Origin of the sequence: Mesorhizobium sp. M4B.F.Ca.ET.203.01.1.1 (assembly GCF_004791025.1) — a bacterium.
Taxonomy (GTDB): domain Bacteria; phylum Pseudomonadota; class Alphaproteobacteria; order Rhizobiales; family Rhizobiaceae; genus Mesorhizobium; species Mesorhizobium abyssinicae.
Map to the genome: position 1 here is coordinate 93,350 of NZ_SRUO01000018.1, position 16,020 is coordinate 109,369.

Annotated in this window: 12 protein-coding genes and 1 pseudogene; 8 read left to right on the top strand and 5 right to left on the bottom strand. The window is 59.9% G+C overall.

The genetic code is table 11. From position 1 onward, the window contains the following. Positions 1-80 precede the first annotated feature (80 nt). The 3 genes from EN846_RS28265 to EN846_RS28275 all read right to left on the bottom strand — a co-directional run bounded on the left by EN846_RS28265 (position 81) and on the right by EN846_RS28275 (position 1,926). A complete protein-coding gene (locus EN846_RS28265; RefSeq protein WP_135914046.1) occupies positions 81-335 on the bottom strand; it encodes a hypothetical protein in 255 nt (84 codons plus the stop codon). After that, entirely contained in the window at positions 335-1,600 is a 1,266-nt protein-coding gene (locus EN846_RS28270) for a type VI secretion protein ImpB (RefSeq protein WP_135914047.1), read from the bottom strand. The genes EN846_RS28265 and EN846_RS28270 overlap by 1 nt, the downstream gene beginning before the upstream one ends. A 68-nt stretch (positions 1,601-1,668) precedes the next feature. Beyond that, a complete protein-coding gene (locus EN846_RS28275; RefSeq protein ID WP_135914048.1) occupies positions 1,669-1,926 on the bottom strand; it encodes a hypothetical protein in 258 nt (85 codons plus the stop codon). A gap of 592 nt (positions 1,927-2,518) precedes the next feature. On the opposite strand from EN846_RS28275, the gene EN846_RS28280 reads away from it, so the two are divergent. Together EN846_RS28280 and EN846_RS28285 are read left to right on the top strand one after the other, a co-directional pair. Further along, positions 2,519-2,923 (top strand): hypothetical protein, encoded by a 405-nt coding sequence (locus EN846_RS28280; protein ID WP_135914049.1) that lies wholly within the window; start codon positions 2,519-2,521, stop codon positions 2,921-2,923. Position 2,924: 1 nt separating this feature from the next. Then, the gene (locus EN846_RS28285; protein ID WP_189523718.1) at positions 2,925-3,608 is read left to right on the top strand and encodes a DUF2971 domain-containing protein; all 684 of its coding nucleotides are present in this window, start codon (positions 2,925-2,927) and stop codon (positions 3,606-3,608) included. Positions 3,609-3,843: 235 nt separating this feature from the next. Here the strand turns inward: EN846_RS28285 and EN846_RS28290 are convergent, their stop codons facing one another. After that, positions 3,844-6,537 carry a TrlF family AAA-like ATPase gene (locus EN846_RS28290; protein ID WP_135914051.1) on the bottom strand — a complete coding sequence of 898 codons (2,694 nt, stop codon included), beginning with the start codon at positions 6,535-6,537 and terminating at the stop codon, positions 3,844-3,846. A 374-nt stretch (positions 6,538-6,911) separates the two neighbouring features. Between EN846_RS28290 and EN846_RS28295 the strand changes: the two genes are divergently transcribed. The 5 genes from EN846_RS28295 to EN846_RS28320 all read left to right on the top strand — a co-directional run bounded on the left by EN846_RS28295 (position 6,912) and on the right by EN846_RS28320 (position 12,965). Continuing rightward, complete coding sequence (locus tag EN846_RS28295) at positions 6,912-7,814, top strand: hypothetical protein (protein ID WP_135914052.1); 903 nt, start codon at positions 6,912-6,914, stop codon at positions 7,812-7,814. Positions 7,815-8,105: 291 nt separating this feature from the next. Beyond that, the gene (locus EN846_RS28300) at positions 8,106-8,810 is read left to right on the top strand and encodes a hypothetical protein (protein WP_135914053.1); all 705 of its coding nucleotides are present in this window, start codon (positions 8,106-8,108) and stop codon (positions 8,808-8,810) included. Positions 8,811-8,970: 160 nt separating this feature from the next. Further along, complete coding sequence (locus EN846_RS28305) at positions 8,971-9,363, top strand: hypothetical protein (RefSeq protein ID WP_135914054.1); 393 nt, start codon at positions 8,971-8,973, stop codon at positions 9,361-9,363. A 314-nt stretch (positions 9,364-9,677) separates the two neighbouring features. Further along, the gene (locus tag EN846_RS28310; protein WP_245518742.1) at positions 9,678-10,499 is read left to right on the top strand and encodes a competence protein CoiA family protein; all 822 of its coding nucleotides are present in this window, start codon (positions 9,678-9,680) and stop codon (positions 10,497-10,499) included. A 537-nt stretch (positions 10,500-11,036) separates the two neighbouring features. Then, positions 11,037-12,965 (top strand): ParB/RepB/Spo0J family partition protein, encoded by a 1,929-nt coding sequence (locus EN846_RS28320; RefSeq protein WP_135914056.1) that lies wholly within the window; start codon positions 11,037-11,039, stop codon positions 12,963-12,965. 97 nt (positions 12,966-13,062) lie between these two features. Here the strand turns inward: EN846_RS28320 and EN846_RS28325 are convergent. Further along, positions 13,063-14,124, bottom strand: a pseudogene (locus EN846_RS28325) (IS630 family transposase). A 603-nt stretch (positions 14,125-14,727) separates the two neighbouring features. On the opposite strand from EN846_RS28325, the gene repC reads away from it, so the two are divergent. Next, on the top strand, positions 14,728-16,008 hold the full coding sequence (repC, locus tag EN846_RS28330; protein WP_135914057.1) for a plasmid replication protein RepC: 1,281 nt from the start codon (positions 14,728-14,730) through the stop codon (positions 16,006-16,008). Positions 16,009-16,020 lie beyond the last annotated feature (12 nt).

The window sequence follows — 16,020 nt, forward strand, 5'->3', positions numbered from 1 at the left end:
ATTGACTGAGTTGGCACAAATGCCGCTCCTTCGCGTGCAAGGGGAATCCCGAGCCGGACTCTTATGTCAGGTGGGTACCACTAGGCGAGGCCGCCGATGAAGCCGCTCAGCTCGTCTAGTCGCACCATCGAGAGGCGCACCGCGCCGCGACAGCCGCGCGCCCTGCACATGGTTTCGCGCTCCAGCTCGTCGATGTAGAGAAATTCACGCTCCGGCGACGTGCAAACGATCGCCCGCGTGAGATAGTGGACGTGGCCACATTTTTTGCAGCGCGCTTCCAGCTTTTGATTGTCGGCCAGGTCGCCGACACGAATGTTTCGCTTCCAGCTTTTCATCACCAGAAGTCCTCCGCTGAAGGAATGCGCGTATAACTGATCTTGCCGCCTACGTGGCCGCCGGCGGGCGGCCGCCACTGGCCGAGACTGACGACCGTGCCGGCATAGCGCGTATTCAGATTGTCGATTGCCTTGCTGGCGTTTTCCCAGCGCCGTCGCTGGCAATCGTCATTGAGCAGCAAATCGAGCTGGCGTTCATGTGATGGCGACAAGTCGTAGAGCGTGACGCCAATCCGAAAAATCATCAGGCCGCGCGGGTGGTCCTTCCGTACCTGGTCCCACAGTTCCGAAAGCGCCGACAGTATGGCCTGGTCGTCGTTGACGACCGGCAAATGGCGCTTTCCCATCCAAGACCCGTCTCGGATCGACAGCCAAAGCCACAAGCCCCCCGCATAGAAGTTTTCTCGCCTCAGCCGCCGTGCCGCCTTGATCAGTAGCAGGCGCGAGATTTCGCGCGCGCCGCGGATCGTCCGTGACTCCGGCGGCAGCACGCGGCCATGGCCGAACATGCCACGGCTCGAGGCGGGTGCTTGGATGTCATAACCGTGCAGCGCGTACCAAAGGCGCTCTCCGGTAACATTGCCCCAAAGCTTGCGCATATGCTTCGCCTGGACGTTGTAAAGCTGTTCCGTCGTGAAGATGCCGGCACGATAGAGCCGCTTTGCCATGTTGCCGCCGACACCTGGAATGTCTTCCATTGTGATGGCGAGCAGCGCAGCCGGAAGGTCTTCCGGCCGCCAGATCGTCAGCCCGTCACCATATCGGCCGCCGTCGCGCTTGCCGGCCTTGCAGGCAATTTTCGCGAGCTGCCGGTTGGCCGCAAACCCGATCGTGCAAGTGATCCATGGTCCGACATTTTCGGCAACCGACGCCTTGATCTTCGCCGACAGGGCGAGCGGGTCAGTTCGGCCCGCCTCGTCGAGGCGGCACGTCAGCTCATCGATCGATTTCGCCGTGTCGATCGGAATGACCGTTTCAATTTCCGATAAGAGCGCATTATGTGCCCGGCGATACAAATCCGGCTTTTGCGGAACTAGAACGAGCTCCGGGCAAAGCCGCTTCGCCTCGTTGATCGGCATAACATTCTTGACGCCATACGCTTTTGCTTCGCGGCTGCATGCGATCACGGCCGTTCTGTCCGTGCCCTCGAAGGGTACGACACCGATCGGCCGACCGCGCAGGCGTCGGTCGCACTGCTGTTCGACCGACGCGAAAAAGCCGTCGAAATCCAAATAGAGCCGTTCGATGGTTTCCGGCTTGCGCATGGTTGCTCCTGTTGCATGAACAAAAGCAGAACACCCGCCGCCGGTTCCTCGTCAAGAGGAATTTTTTCTTATGCGCAGTTTGTCTGGCGCGCTCCTGCAGCATCCAACAATCGCAGGCCGTGATCAGTCAGGCCGAGAGACGTGCGGCTCCCCGCCGTCAAAACGGGATGCTGGACCACCGCAAGCTTATGATCGAGCAAAATCCGGACACGGCGCCACGGCAAATCGAGTTCTTCGCCGCACGCGATTAACTCCATGTCAGCCAGGGCATTGCGCCGTTGATCATCCGTCATAGGCGGCGCTGCATGCCAGTCTATCGAGCTCATTTCGTTCTCCAGACCTGATTTTTCGCCCGCTTTCCTACCTGAGATATTCCGCGCCGGACAGCAATAGTGGGGTGAAAATCCGACGCTTGGTGTCCGAAACGAAATGCCGCTCTCGACCCCCTCGCCGACCCCTTAAAGGGAGGTCAAAGGATAGTCATGGCCCGGAGACCTGGCCATACGCGCGGGAAATGCCAGCTTTGCGCCCAAATGCGGTCGTTCAGGCCGGTATCACGAGTTCCCAAAAGCTGCCCTTTATCTGGAGCCGGTTTCTCGTCACATTGGGGCTAAAGGACTGGCGGGTTTTGAGCAAATACTCTGTGAAGCCGCCTTTCCGAGGGACAATATCTGACACCTAGAGCGGGTAAGCCCCGTGGCCGGGGACCATGCCACTCTGTGGACGAGCCACACCGGCGGCGATTTCGGGGGATGCGTCCATGACGGGACGCTGACATTCGAGGCGCTATATGGCATCCAAGACAGCATCTTACAGACACCCGAAGTAAGCTCGGGATCGACAGAGGGGCGGTCGATGCATCCACGATTTCTGGAGAAGGTTGAGGGCCTTCACGCGTCTTACGAGAAGCTAATTGCGATGACGCCGCACGCCGGTACGCCGCCACCGACAAATATTCCCGTCGGCGGCGTCTACCTGTTTAGCGAGGGTGACGAGCCCCTGTATGTAGGCCGTTCAAACCGTCTGCGCGAGCGCTACTTCCTCCACACCCGAAACGGGTCGCGCCACAACCAGGCGAGTTTCGCCTTCCGGATTGCATTCCAGCTGCTGGACCTCCCCGCCGCCCGCTATACGAAGGAGGGCGGTCGCAAGGAGATCGCCCTCATGGAAGACTTCATCCGGGAGTTTGCAGCAGCCAAGACGCGCATCCGCAACATGAACTACCGCTATGTTGAGGAAACGGACCAGACGCGGCAGGCGCTGCTTGAAATCTACGTCGCAACCGTGCTGTACACGCCCTACAACGACTTTAGGACCCACTGACATGCGGCGGCTATACCACTTCCTGAAGGCCCAGTACGCGGTCGCTGCCATCAAGAAGCGGTGCCTACGCGTCTCCCGCATCGAAGACCTCAATGACGCCTTCGAATTCATCGGCATCGCGCTCGACGACAAGCGCGACCGCATCCACCTGTCCTCGTACCGCCGCCGGCTAGACCTGGAGCAGGGCATCATCTGCATGAGCGAAACGTGGTCGAAGCCGCAGATGTGGGGGCACTATGGCGAAAGCTTTCGCGGGATGGTGCTTGGGTTTGACGTTTCGGAAGGGGACTTCTTCAAGGTCCGTTACCGCAAAACGAGGCCGCGCCTGGCCGACCTCGGACTGTCGTCGTATGCCGAAATCGGGCCTGAGCACCTTAAAGAGTTCGCGCGGATAAAGTCTGACGGTTGGGCGTATGAAGACGAATGGCGCTGGCTACTGCCACTGGTGAACTCCGAGGTCATCCAAGGCCAGACGCACTACTTCCAGCCATTCGGGCCTAACCTGCGATTGAAGGAAATCATTGCAGGTCCGAAGTTCCGCGAGCGTTCCTACGAGCAGATGCGGGAGATGGTGAAGGGGATGGGCGTCGAGGTGATGCTGGCACGGGGCGACTTCGCCAAGTTCGAGGTCACCCGTCAACGCCAGCTCAGTTTGTGGCCGCCTGTTCGTCCGCAGACTCCCTAACGGCGGCAAGGCGGTGGCAGTTCGGCTGGTGAGAGTGAAAAGAAGGCAGACTGCCCGCTCGGGACGTACCTCAACGTCTGATATCACCGCGGTGGCCGGAAAGAGTCATTCTGCATTCGACCCCATTGTGTCTGTCTGAAACGCGCCCATGCACGGTCATTCTATCGGCGTTTGCCTTCCTCCGGAAGCCGACGTCGCTGGTTCAGATGCTAACGGCGACCAAACAGCGGAAAAGCTACGCGTCCATCCGCTTCCCATAGATGCGGGCACGCCGCTCAAACGCCTCCCGCGACCCCTCAAGGATGGCGCAGGCGGCCTCCCGCGTAGCCGGCTCGTCAATCGAGCCGCGCGACGTAATCGTAGCCTGGTCGTTGGTCGCCTTTAGGACGACGATCTGCTCGGCATCGCCTAGCACGGCAATGTTGGCGTTGTGGGTAACGACGATAACTTGGCGCCGCTCCTTGACGCGTCGCAGAACCGGGACGAGCGTCTTGTAGATGAACTCGCTATCCAGGTTATCTTCCGGCTGGTCCACGATGAGCGGCGCCCTGCTCTCGCTGGACAGCATCAGGGCAAGCAGCACGGATTGCTGCTGCCCAAGAGAGAGCCGTTTGAACTCGCGCGGGATAAACTTGACCGAGCCGTCGTGGTCGGTCACGCGTTTCGTCACGCTGAGCCGGGGCGCGTCATGCACCGCCGCGGTTTCGAGCTGCGCGAGCAGGTCGAAATCAGAAAGTCGCTCCAGCAGGACGTCGATTTCACCTTGCTGAAAGACGGCGCCGCCCTGCGGCGTGCGTAGTGCGGTGATCGGCTTGGAGTCGCGGCGCCTTACGCAGTCCAATAGCTTGGGTAGGGTCAGGTCGTTGATCAGCGCGGCGGCCTTAAGCTGTTGCAGCGTCCGCCACCCCATCGTCTCAATGATCAGCCGCTCACCCTCGGGGCAGAGAGAGCTTTCGTCAAACTTCAGCGTGACAAAGATGTCAGACAGCGTGCCCTTGAGGGCTTCGGAAGCTTTGGTGGCGAATGCGGAGCGGATGCCGGCGACTTTTGATCGCCCGACCCACCGTTGTTTCAGCAGGTCGGAGCGCTTCTTCTCAAGGGTGGCAAGATGAGGCTTCCACGTGTTGAGCTTGCGCAGGCGCTCGGTGAGGTTCGCTTCGTCCGCGATTAGCTTCTGAATGAACGGCATGTCCAGCCGGATGCCGGCGGCCAGAAGCTCTTTTTTCTTTCTGTCGATGTCTTCTGCGGTCTTCATTTCCTTGCTCTTCCAGGACGCGATCTGCGCCTGAACCGCGGTGCTGTAGGAGTTGGTCGAGGCGACGAGTCCCGCCTGCATAGTCGCCACCTTCCCTTCGTAGGCGGTCGTGTCGGCAATGATGGCGGCAACTTCAGGCGCACCGATCTCAAAGCTGCCGTGGGCGACTTCCCGGATACCGGTGGTGATGGCGGTGATCGCTTCCTGGCTAGTCGCGCCCTTTAGCTCGGTCAAAGCCGCCACGATGGAATTCCTCGTACGACGTTCCGTCTCGAGGCGCTGCTGTAGCTTAATGATCTCTTCGCCGCGATCCTTCTTCAACCGCTCCACTTGCCCGCGCTTCAGCGTCAGGTCGCGCTCGCAGCCGGGTATCTCCGCCACGTTCTTGCGCGCCTTCACCAGCTCCGGGGTGAGTTCGTTCAACTCGGTGCGCACTGCGTCCTCGGTCTCGATCGCCGCATCGATCGAGACAAGGCGGTCAAGGAAGGTCAGCAGGGCCAGCGGGTCATCCTGAGCCTTCTTGCTGATCGTGTTCGTTTCGCCCTGGCGATAAGACTCCATCGGGAAGCTAACCGAGCCCAGAATGGGATCATCAACATTCTCGAGCGCGCCGTCCTTGGCGCGGCTCAGTATGTGCGTCTGGTGCGTCTCGTCCCGATAGAACAGCGCCACCAGATCCGGCCATACGTCACTGTCGATGACCGAACCCACCTCCGGCGGGCCGTAGTCGCCCAACATGCGCACAGCCTCGAAGGCTGTGGACTTGCCGCTGCCGCGACCGCCGACAATGCAGGTCAGGTTGGCGTTGAAGTGAATGGTCTGACCATCCAGAAAGCCGCCTTCAAAGGATACGCCCTCCACGATGGGCACACTGGAGGGAACCTCGTCCTCGATCCGGACGCGGGTGTCCGCCTCATCGAGCGCGAGGCGCAGGCCATCGAAGGATGGACGCTCCATCTTGTACCGGGTGATCCGGTTCTGGTTCCTGGCATTGCGGCCAACGGCATTCAGCGCGTGGGCATCGCTGTTCAGAACACGGGCCAGGAACTGCCGCGACCCTAGCTTCAGACGCTCGATGCGCGTGCCGGCGGCGTTCCGCCGGTCGATGCTGGAGTCGTTAGCGGTGTACAGGATGTCGCCGTCGGCGCGAATGACCTCGAACCCCAGCAGGGCTTCGTGGCAAAGGATGTCAAGCTTCGCGGGTGTGAAGCGCGGCACATTCTCTTCAAAGGAACCGGGGCCATCGACGTGCGCCAGGATGGCGAACCCACCATGCTCGCGCAGCAGGTTCAGGCAATCGGTGGTTCCGGTCTGACAGCGGCAATCGACCGTGCCGCGACCGGCGATGGACAGCCGATTATAGAAGCGGTCCATCATTTCAGGAGAAGGCAGATAGCACAGCAGATGGCCCTCGGGAGCCGACAGCTCGACAGCAGGAATGACCAGGATGCCCGCAGCCGCGCCGGCAGCGACGGCGGCCCGGACGTTGCTGATTTCATTGTGGTCGGCGATAGCGATGATCGACAACCCTTCGCTCGCCGCCTCCCGGACGATGTTCTCGGGTGTCGCCGTCGCGTCGCGCACGTCATGGGAGCCGCCGTAGGAATGCACATGCAGGTCCGCGCGGAAGAACCGCGCGCCGCTACTAAGGCTCGTCAAGGTCTCCAGGTCCATCGGTGTCGTCGCCCCCTCACGGCCTGACTCCCCAACACTCTTTCCGGTTTGCCGGACAGGCCATCACCAGATTAGCGCCTATAGCGAAATATGTCAGGGCAATATTGGCCTTAGCTGTTCATGTGAAAAGCCGGTGCGACCTGACGACTTGGATCGACGATTGCTGGGCTATCATCGCCATGGTCCTCTCCCGGCTTCGAGGAAGTTCCGGAGGGCACAGGCGACAAACGTAGGTCGAGAATCTATGTTCGCCGCGGAACTGGCAGGTAAGGTTGCGATGAAGAGAAAGAAGCGAACTCCCGAGAAGTTCGACCCGGTGGAGCTCTTCACCGCCATAGGACGTGACCGCGGCTAGCAGAGAGCGCGCCTGATCGTTGAAGCTGATCAAGGTTCTACGAATGCCTGAAGCCCAGAAATCCAGTGACATCGGCATGAAGCGAGGTCGCACGCTTGCAAACCTGCCAGCCAGCGCCCAACTCGACCTCATCGCAGAAGGCTTACCGATCCTAATGAAGAGCGCCGGAGACCTGCTGGCGGCCGCGAGATCGCTCGAGGGACATCCTCGCTCGTCGAGCATCCTGCTCGGACACTCGCTTGAGGAGGTCGCCAAGATACTGGTGCTCATGGACATCGTGCGCTGCCCTCCTAAAATCAGGCCGTCGCGCTTCGGACCGATGATGCAATGGTTCTACGATCACCTGGCCCGCTTGCTGTACCTTGACGCCCAGAGCTGGCGGCCGATGCATGTCAGGCAACTGCAGGAATACCTCGATGATCAGCGGCGTTCCCATTATCTGGAAGGCTCGATCGGCGAATACATACTCCCGAATTCCACCCTCGCGGGGCGTGAATCTCTGCTCTATGCCGACATCATAACCTATGAGGAAGGCGACCCTATCTGGAGCGAGCCGTCGAACCACGAGCCAGTGTTCGGCTTCGCAGGTGGCAATCCACGACCTTGGGAAGTCTGCTGCGCACTCCGGGATTTCGGAGCCTTTACGCGAGCAGGGCTCGACGTCGTTTCCGACGTATGGAGCCGCCTCGATTTCAAGGACGAGGTGTCCGCAACAGAAGCAGACAGGCTGTCACATGAGATGGCCTTGGCCTTACAAACTACAGGCTTGATCACTGAACAGGCGAATGAAGACCAGCTAGGCTACCTCTATCGGAGCTGGCAGCTGCCGGTGTATCGGATGGACTTCAAAAGGATTGAGGTATCCCTGGACGAGCTTAAGGATCAGCGGGATGCCAATTTCTGGTCTGAAGTGGGATACTAGAATCCCGATGCCAGTTCTGCCGCCCTGTTTACTCCAGAGCCGCTTCGCGAGCCTTGCCGCCTGGGACAATTTTCCAGAAGCGTCAACAGGTTTTGTTTCCCGGCCGTTGGCAGGGAAATAAGGCCAAAGGCCAATCCCGACGCCAAGCACTTCCTGGATTCGAAGTCGAATGCCCACGCCTGGTCGGGTGTGACGCCGAGCAGCCTTCGGGCTGCTTTTTTAGGATTGATGTCCAAAGATGCTTCGACCTAGGATAGATGGAAATGACTTGGGCATCGGGGCGAATACATAATGCTTTTCTTGATCGCGGTAGTCATCATGGGCGTCTTCGCCATGATTGGATACAACATGGCAGCAGCCAGGAACAAAGATCCTATGACCTGGGCAATCCTCTGCGGCCTCACCGGTTTGATTGGCGTTCTCATTCTCGCGGCGACAGGGGAGGCCAAGGCGGAGATTCCCTATGAACCGCTTAGGGTGAGGGATGATAGTGCTTCGAGGGCTGCCAGGCCCGTGGAGTCAGCTGCGCCAGCGCATACCTATGACAAAGCTAAGTGGGAAGTGCTCAAGGAAGTCGACAATGACATCAGCCGATCGTCAGCGATGGCGCTACAGCTCGGCGCAAAATATGAACAGATGTTGGCTGAAAAGTACCTGACGCTTGGCGACAAGAGTTACCTCCCGGCGCTTTTGACGAAACTGAAAGATCAATACGATGCTGAGCAAGGCGCCGCCGCAGCGATAACAAACTCATCGGCCGCAGCCGAGTACGAGAAGTTTATGACGAAGGTCTCTGCCAACGACGGCGTTGACCCCGACAACGGGCTGAGGGTCGTCAAGGCTGTGGAGTACAATGGTCCCGCTTCGAGCTACCATGGGGGCATCAAAGTCGTCTATGAGAATGGCCGCACCGTATTGCGAAATAAGTCCATGACACGCCCGTTCGACACTGAGGCTAAAGCGGACGAATGGGGACTGGACCTAACAAAGCCATAGAGGAATGCGATCAGGTAAGAAGAAACCATTGAGGGTGGCAATGTCGAGCAGGACTGACTTAAAGCGACATGTAACACCGCCATGGGGTAGATCGCTCTCGTTTTGGGAGCGCTTCCTAATTACCCTGCGGCTTGACCCACATGGTCGGCGCAGGCCACCCGTGCCAAGCACCGCCCACTACACTCATCGTTCCGTAAAGGGCATGGTGCACGCCACTGTCGAAATCAAGACGGTCGATGATGACGTAGAACTGTCCGGCACACGTCTCACCCTATCGACGCCTGGTGGCTTGATGGTGATAGAGCTGAAGGGATTCACGGTGCCCGCTGTTGACAGGGATTGGGTTGAAATCTTTTACGCCAAGATCATGACCGTGGACGCTCCCTATCCTATTTACTTTCACAACAAGACCACCAACACGCTCACGGCGATGGAGCACAGCATCAAGCGCTGTGCGGCCCGCAACGACCCACGGGAGGTGGACAGGGGGATTGAGTTGGTCAAGCGTGAGGTACGGTATTTTGCCTACGAGCGGTCGGGGGTAACCGCCTGATATCGGCGAGGATAGGCGGGTCCTTGGGGACCCTGTCTTCGATCGGGTAAGCCGGGTCATTAACAGATAGTTGGCCGTGGTGAGCCTTGACTGGCCGAGACGATCAGATACTTTTGATGCGTGCCTTGAGAATAAGCGGTGCCAGGCATCAAAGACAGCCGCGTGATAACCGACGATAGGCAGGCCCTTCACGTCGAAGATAAGAAGAAACAGCACCAGTTCGGGCTGGCCGCGCTGCCGACATAGCTCCTCAAACAAGAAACCAGCTGCCACCTGCGATGGGTGTGCGGTCCTAAACGCATATGGAGAACGTCATGCGGTTTGCATTGGTGGACAACTTACGGTGTGAGGCCTCGCCTGGATTGATCGGTTGCTGTTCGGGATGCTCGAAGCCGACGATCGCAAAGTGCGGAACTCAAAAGGTTTGGCATTGGGCACATCGCGGCAAGAGGAACTGCGATCCATGGTGGGAGCCGGAAACCCCGTGGCATCGCTCTTGGAAGGACCAGTTTCCCTCCGGATGGCAGGAAGTGATCCGGCGTGACGAGGCAGGTGAGAAGCATATTGCGGATGTGAGCACCGAAAATGGATTGGTCATCGAGTTCCAGCACTCACATCTCCCTTCGAAGGAAAGGGCTGCCCGCGAGGCCTTCCATCGGAGCATGGTCTGGGTCGTGGACGGAACGCGGCTAAAAAGAGACCACCCACGCTTTCTCCAAGGACAAAGGCTTTGCAGACCCACGTCGTTGAAGGGCCTTTTCATCACCTGTAGCCCGGAGGAATGCTTCCCCGCTGCGTGGCTTAACTGCACTATGCCGGTCTTCTTCGACTTCGAGGGCATGGGCACATCAGACGAAATTGCGGGAACAAATCGCGGCAGACTCTGGTGTTTGTTGCCAGGTCGCGCCGAGGGGCAAGCCATAGTTGCGGCATTTTCGCGGCGCGCGTTCATTCACACTGCTCGGGAGAAGGCGCAGATCATTCCTGGCCGAGCGATAGTGGAAATGATCGCCGCCAGATTGAAGCGCGAGCGGGCGGTTGCCGAACTAAGCGCCCGGCGTCGGTTATATGCACATCCGCCGCACCAGAAACGGAGTTCTCGACCGTTCCGCCGGCGTCGCCGATCGAGGTACTAGCTGGCGCAAGCGTCCTAAATGACTCTGGCCGTCGGGCCAATGTCAGCTCTCGCGAGGTGGTGTTGTAGCTCGGCGGCAACGAAGCCGCTCGCGAGCGCGCCCTCAACAGCGCCGTAGAGAGCGAGCGGCTGGATTGGAGCGCTCTTCGCGCCGCTTAGCTTGAGATTGCCTCCTCGTTCAATTTCCTCGAGCAGCACATTTCTCCGGTTGACAGGAGCCCCGCTGGCGCGGGCCGAAGTTCTTTCGCCTGATGGGGAAAGGGGGCGCTGCCCCCTCTCCCCTGCAAGGAGAAAATCGGTCTCCCCGTCCTTCCTTCGCGTGGGCCTGGCCCGCGCTTCGTGCAGGATCGGCGCGGATCCGTATAGCGGATCCAGCGCGCCCCTTCGGCTTTGCCTCGGGCGGGTGATCCCCCTCCGATTTGTCTCCTTGCCCCCCTCTCCCCCGCTGTTCCGCACGAGCTCGGGAGCAGGAGCGGGGCTCCTGCCCCTTCGGGCAGGGAAACCGCTTCGCGGGAAAAGGGAAATCAGGAGAAATATCATGACCGAGACCATCACTATTCCATTGAACAAGCTGGACGCGGACCCGAAGAACGTTCGCAAGACCTACAGCGCCGAAGGCGTCGAGGCATTGGCCGCAAGCATTCGCACGGACGACTACCGTCTGTTGCAAAACCTTGTTGTTCGGAAGGGCGAGAAGAAGGGCCGCTACTTCGTGACGGCGGGTGGTCGCCGCCGTGCTGCGCTGCTTCTGCTGGCCGAGGCTGGCGAGATCGCGAAGGATTTTCCCGTCGAATGCAAGGAGCGCTCCGGCGAGGACGCTACGGGAATCAGCCTTTCCGAAAATGTCATGCGGGAGGACATGCACCCGGTCGATCAGTACGAGGCCTTCAGCGTCCTTGCCAACGAGGGCAAGGACATCGCTGATATCGCCGCTCGTTTCGGGACAACCGAAACCATCGTGCGCAAGCGGCTGGCCTTGGCGCGCGTGTCGCCGGTGCTGTTGCAGATGTTCCGCGACGAGGACATGAGTTTTGCGCAGTTGTCGGCCTTCACCGTCAGCGACGATCACCAGCGGCAGGTTGAGGTATGGAGTGCCCTGCCCTCTTGGAACCGTGATGCTTTTTCCATCCGGCGCGCGCTCACCGAGGAATTGGTTGCCGCGACGGACAAGCGTGTCCAGTTCATCGGCGGACTGGCCGCCTATGAAGCTGCGGGCGGCGCCGTAACGCGCGACCTGTTCGATGAACGCAACGCCGGTTATGTCACCGATGCGGTGCTGCTGGAAAAGCTGGTGGCCGAAAAGCTTGAGGCGGCGGCCGGGACGGTACGTGCCGAAGGCTGGAAATGGGTGGAGTGCCGCACTTCCATGCCGGTAGGACTTCACAGCATGGAGCGCCACTATCCTGAAGACGTGAGCCTTTCCGAGGAAGATCAGGCAGTGCTTGATGCCGCACAGGCAGAATATGACGAGCTTGCCGAACTGATCGAGTGCGGTGCCGCCGACGATGAGGCCGAGGCAAAGCTTGAGGAAGTCGAAAAGCGGATTGACGCCCTGACCGCCCTCGCGGAAGCCTATAGCCCCGAGGCACTGGCGAACGGTGGCGCTTTCATCATGCTCGACTATTACGGCAGGCTTTCTATCGAGCGCGGTTTTGTGAAGCTGGACGATGCCAAGGTAACAGACGAGGACGAGGCCGACGAGGGCTTGCCGAGTACCGCAGGCGAAGCGAAGCCCGGAATTCCGACCGTCACGCATTCTGCGGCTCTTCTAGAGGATCTGACGGCCCACAAAACCGCAGCGCTGCGCATTGAACTGGCGAACAATCCTGACGTTGCCCTTGTCGCCGTCGTGCATGCCATGCTGTTGCAAGTGGCCTATCCATACAATTCGGAGCAAAGCGCGCTTCAACTGTCGATCACCCATGAGCGGTTGAAGCCTTCGATGAAGGACGCCGAAAGCTGCAAGGGCCTTGCTGCGTTCAGTGAGCTGTCCGAAAACTACGGCCATCACCTGCCGGGCAATCCCGCCGATCTGTTCGATTGGCTGCTAGAGCAGCCGCAGGACAAGCTTCTTTCGCTGCTGGCCTTTGGTGCTGCTCATGCGGTCAACGCGGTGGAGAAGAAGTTCACCGACCGCAAGAAGGGTATTGAGCAGGCCAACCAGCTAGGCCAAGCACTCAATGTCGACATGTCCGAGTGGTTCGAGACAACCGGCGACAGCTATTACAAGCACGTCAACCGGACCACCATCGAGCTTGCCGTGGCCGAAGCTAAGGGCCGTGAGGCGGGGCTTTCCGTCAAAGCAGCGGCCAAAAAGACCGAAGCCGTCATGGTCGCAGAGCGACTTGTTGCCGGTAGCCGCTGGATACCCGCCCCTGTACGGATCGCTGCCGCCGATGAGGCGAGGCCCGTAGAGCACGAAATGGACATCGAGGATAATCAGCAGTTCCCCGAAGCGACTGAATAAACATCAGTCGCAGGCCGGTTGCGTGCTCTCCCGCGCAACCGGCCTCCCAATTATCAAAGGGCGGTCGAGGCCGCCGCTGAATGAATAATACCAAGGGTCATGAAGCTTGACCGACGTGAGCCCACTCTCGCATTCCGATTGATGTGATTGTTTCGGGTTGGGCGATGAGCTTCTGCCAAGCCTCGCAGGCGGCGTCGATGATGGCATCGTGGCCGTCGAAGACGCGGTTGGAGAGCCAGTTGGCGCGCAGATATTGCCAGACGTTCTCGACCGGGTTGAGTTCCGGGGCTCGCGACGGCAGCAGCACCGGCGTGATGTTTTTCGGCACCTTCAGCTTGGCGGTCGTGTGCCAGCCTGCCCGGTCGAGCAGCAGCACGGCGTGCGCGCCGCGCGCCACATGGCGGCTGATCTCGTCGAGGTGAAGCTGCATGGCCGCGGTGTCGGCAAACGGCAGCGCCATGGCTGCTCCCTTGCCGCGCGCCGGGCAGATGGCGCCGAACAGGTATGCGCTTTGATAGCGCTGGTCGGCGGGCTGCCCGGGCCGCGTGCCACGGCGCGCCCATTGCCGCACGACACCGTTCTTCTGGCCAATTCTGGCCTCATCTTGAAACCACACCTCGACGGGCTTGCCCTTCGGCAGATCGGCGAGGTGGGCGTCTAGCGTGCGCGGAAAGTTTTTTTTAACTCTGCCACGATCCAGGCATCCTGCGCCGGATGGCGCGGCCGCGCGCTCATGTGCGAGAAGCCGAGTTCCTTCAGCAGCTTACCCACGTAGCGCTCGTGATAGGCGACGCCGAAACGATCCTCGATGACGCGCTGCAGATCGATGCGCCGCCAGCGCACCACCCCGTCAACCGCCAGGTCCGGTCCCGTCTCGACTATTTGCGCCAGTTCGGCCTTCTGTTCCGGCGACAGGCGCGGCATGGGGCCGCCATACCAGGCATCCTTCAGTCCGTCAGAGCCATCCTCGTTGAAGCGATGCACCCAGTCCCGCAGCGTCTGCCGGTCCATGCCGCCGATCCGTGCAGCATCTTCCCGAGTCCATGATCCCAGCCAGTGATAACAAGCGTCTGCTCTGGTTCACGTCCTTCGCCGCCTTCGCCAGTCGCCGAAGCGCCACAGCCGAATAGTCCGTCCGCATTTTCACCGCTGATCCCATCGCCCGAATCCTCCTCGCAACAAGGAATCACGGATCAGTCGAGGCGGGAACCCCTAAAGAGTCAGCCCTCAGAGCCTTTGGTATAAGGCCGGATCGACCGGCCTTATTTTCATTTTGAGGGGAGGCCCGAGCCCCCTCCCCTCAAACTCCCCTCCCGCCCTGGATAGCCGACATGGTTCGCCATGCCGGCTCTTTCCTCCTTCAGCGAGCCAATACGGTATACCGCCATCAAAAAGCGTGTCGAAATGTAATGCACGTGAAAAACACAGAAAATCAAGGAAATCCGCCTACTGCGAGCCAACAGGCCCTTCCGGCGGACGGGGCGTGTAGCACAATTCTTGCGCCAAAACGGTTATTCCGGTTATGCTTCGCAAATCATCGGAATCAGCATGATTCCGACTGCGCATTCTAACGTTTGAAGACGGAGAGACAGACCGGCCCAGAAAAAGAAAAACCGCTCCCGAACGAAAATCCGGAAGCGGGTTTGCAGTGAAAAAATAAGCCAAAACCTTTCTCGCAAACCCTCCCTTCCTTGTCAACTGAGAAACACCGCTTCGGTGAACGGGGAAGCTTTGCCTGGTCCCTAACAAAGGAGACGAGGACATGGGTGACCCCCATACGGATCGGCGGCCAATCGGTCGCCGAATGACGCCACAACGTGCCGATTACCGGCGACTGGCGCAGTCGGCCGAGATCGGAACGGTGACGCGCGGCCAGCTTGCCGTGCTCGCACAAAACCTCACCTGCACTGGATTGATCAGCGCGACCGAAAGCCATCTTTTGGTGACTCTGGTCAACACGGCACCGGCCGAGGCCTTTGACAAGTCCGGCCGTCCGATCATCTTCAAGTCCAACCAGCAGCTCGGCTTCGAGATCGGCCGCTCAGCCGGTCGTGTGAGCCGTATGCTGTCCAGCCTTTTCGACGCTGGCTTGATCACGATGCAGGATAGCGGCAATTACAAGCGCTACCCGGTGCGAAATGGCGATGGTGCGATTGTAGACGGTTGCGGCATCGACATGCGGATTCTCATCGCCCGCTATCGCGAACTCGACCAGCTCGTGCGGCAGGCCAAGGCCGAAAAATCGGCGGCGAGCGCTGCATTGCGCCGCTATCGCGGCGCGCTGCGCAACCTACGCTATGCGCTGGCAACGGCTACAAGGCCGTCGGGTCGCGCCCTGGCTCGCATTGCGGCCCGCGTCGAAAGGGTCGTGGCCCTTGTCGGCGTTGCCTCCAAGGCGCCGAGCGCCCTTCTCCGACGTGCTTCGGCACTTTTCGACTGGTTTGTGGAGCGCGTGATGCAGCTTCCACGCCGTTCAGAATCTGCGTCGGAAACAGAAAGTTCGACATGCACGTATGCCGAAAACGGCATGCACAAACAGACTACAAACCCTGATCCTCTTGAAGAGAGTAATGATAATCGGCGTTCGGCTGACGCCGAACAATCTTATCTGCTAGAGGCTGGCTCCGCCAGCAAGAGGGCTTATGAACCAAGCCTGGGGGGCGGCTTGCGCCAAGTCAACGGGCGAGAGCGCCAGCCGCAGGCGGTAGTGGCATTGCAAGACTTGGTGCGGGCAATACCGGCCTTTAAGGCCTACGGCTTTGCCCTGCCCCGCAGTTGGGCCGATCTGGCGCGGCTCGTGCCGCAAATGTGTCGCCTGACGGGCATTTCCGATGATGCGCGTCGCCGTGCCATCGAACAGATGGGCGAGCAGCAAGCAGCGGTCGCAATCGCGGTGACGCTGCAGAAATACGACCGGCAGGAAGTTAAATCGCCGGGCGGCTACTTGCGGGCCATGACGGACCGCGCCACAGCCGGCGAGCTTCATCTTGCCCGCTCGATTTTCGGGCTGGCAGCCCGTAATTCCATGGAGGCATTGAATTGAGATTTCGAACGA

Bases quoted from the DNA above. Each gene is read 5' to 3' on its own strand.
- EN846_RS28265 (WP_135914046.1), bottom strand. From the start codon at position 335: ATGAAAAGCTGGAAGCGAAACATTCGTGTCGGCGACCTGGCCGACAAT.
- EN846_RS28270 (WP_135914047.1), bottom strand. From the start codon at position 1,600: ATGCGCAAGCCGGAAACCATCGAACGGCTCTATTTGGATTTCGACGGC.
- EN846_RS28275 (WP_135914048.1), bottom strand. From the start codon at position 1,926: ATGAGCTCGATAGACTGGCATGCAGCGCCGCCTATGACGGATGATCAA.
- EN846_RS28280 (WP_135914049.1), top strand. From the start codon at position 2,519: ATGACGCCGCACGCCGGTACGCCGCCACCGACAAATATTCCCGTCGGC.
- EN846_RS28285 (WP_189523718.1), top strand. From the start codon at position 2,925: ATGCGGCGGCTATACCACTTCCTGAAGGCCCAGTACGCGGTCGCTGCC.
- EN846_RS28290 (WP_135914051.1), bottom strand. From the start codon at position 6,537: ATGGACCTGGAGACCTTGACGAGCCTTAGTAGCGGCGCGCGGTTCTTC.
- EN846_RS28300 (WP_135914053.1), top strand. From the start codon at position 8,106: ATGCTTTTCTTGATCGCGGTAGTCATCATGGGCGTCTTCGCCATGATT.
- EN846_RS28310 (WP_245518742.1), top strand. From the start codon at position 9,678: ATGCGGTTTGCATTGGTGGACAACTTACGGTGTGAGGCCTCGCCTGGA.
- EN846_RS28320 (WP_135914056.1), top strand. From the start codon at position 11,037: ATGACCGAGACCATCACTATTCCATTGAACAAGCTGGACGCGGACCCG.
- repC (WP_135914057.1), top strand. From the start codon at position 14,728: ATGGGTGACCCCCATACGGATCGGCGGCCAATCGGTCGCCGAATGACG.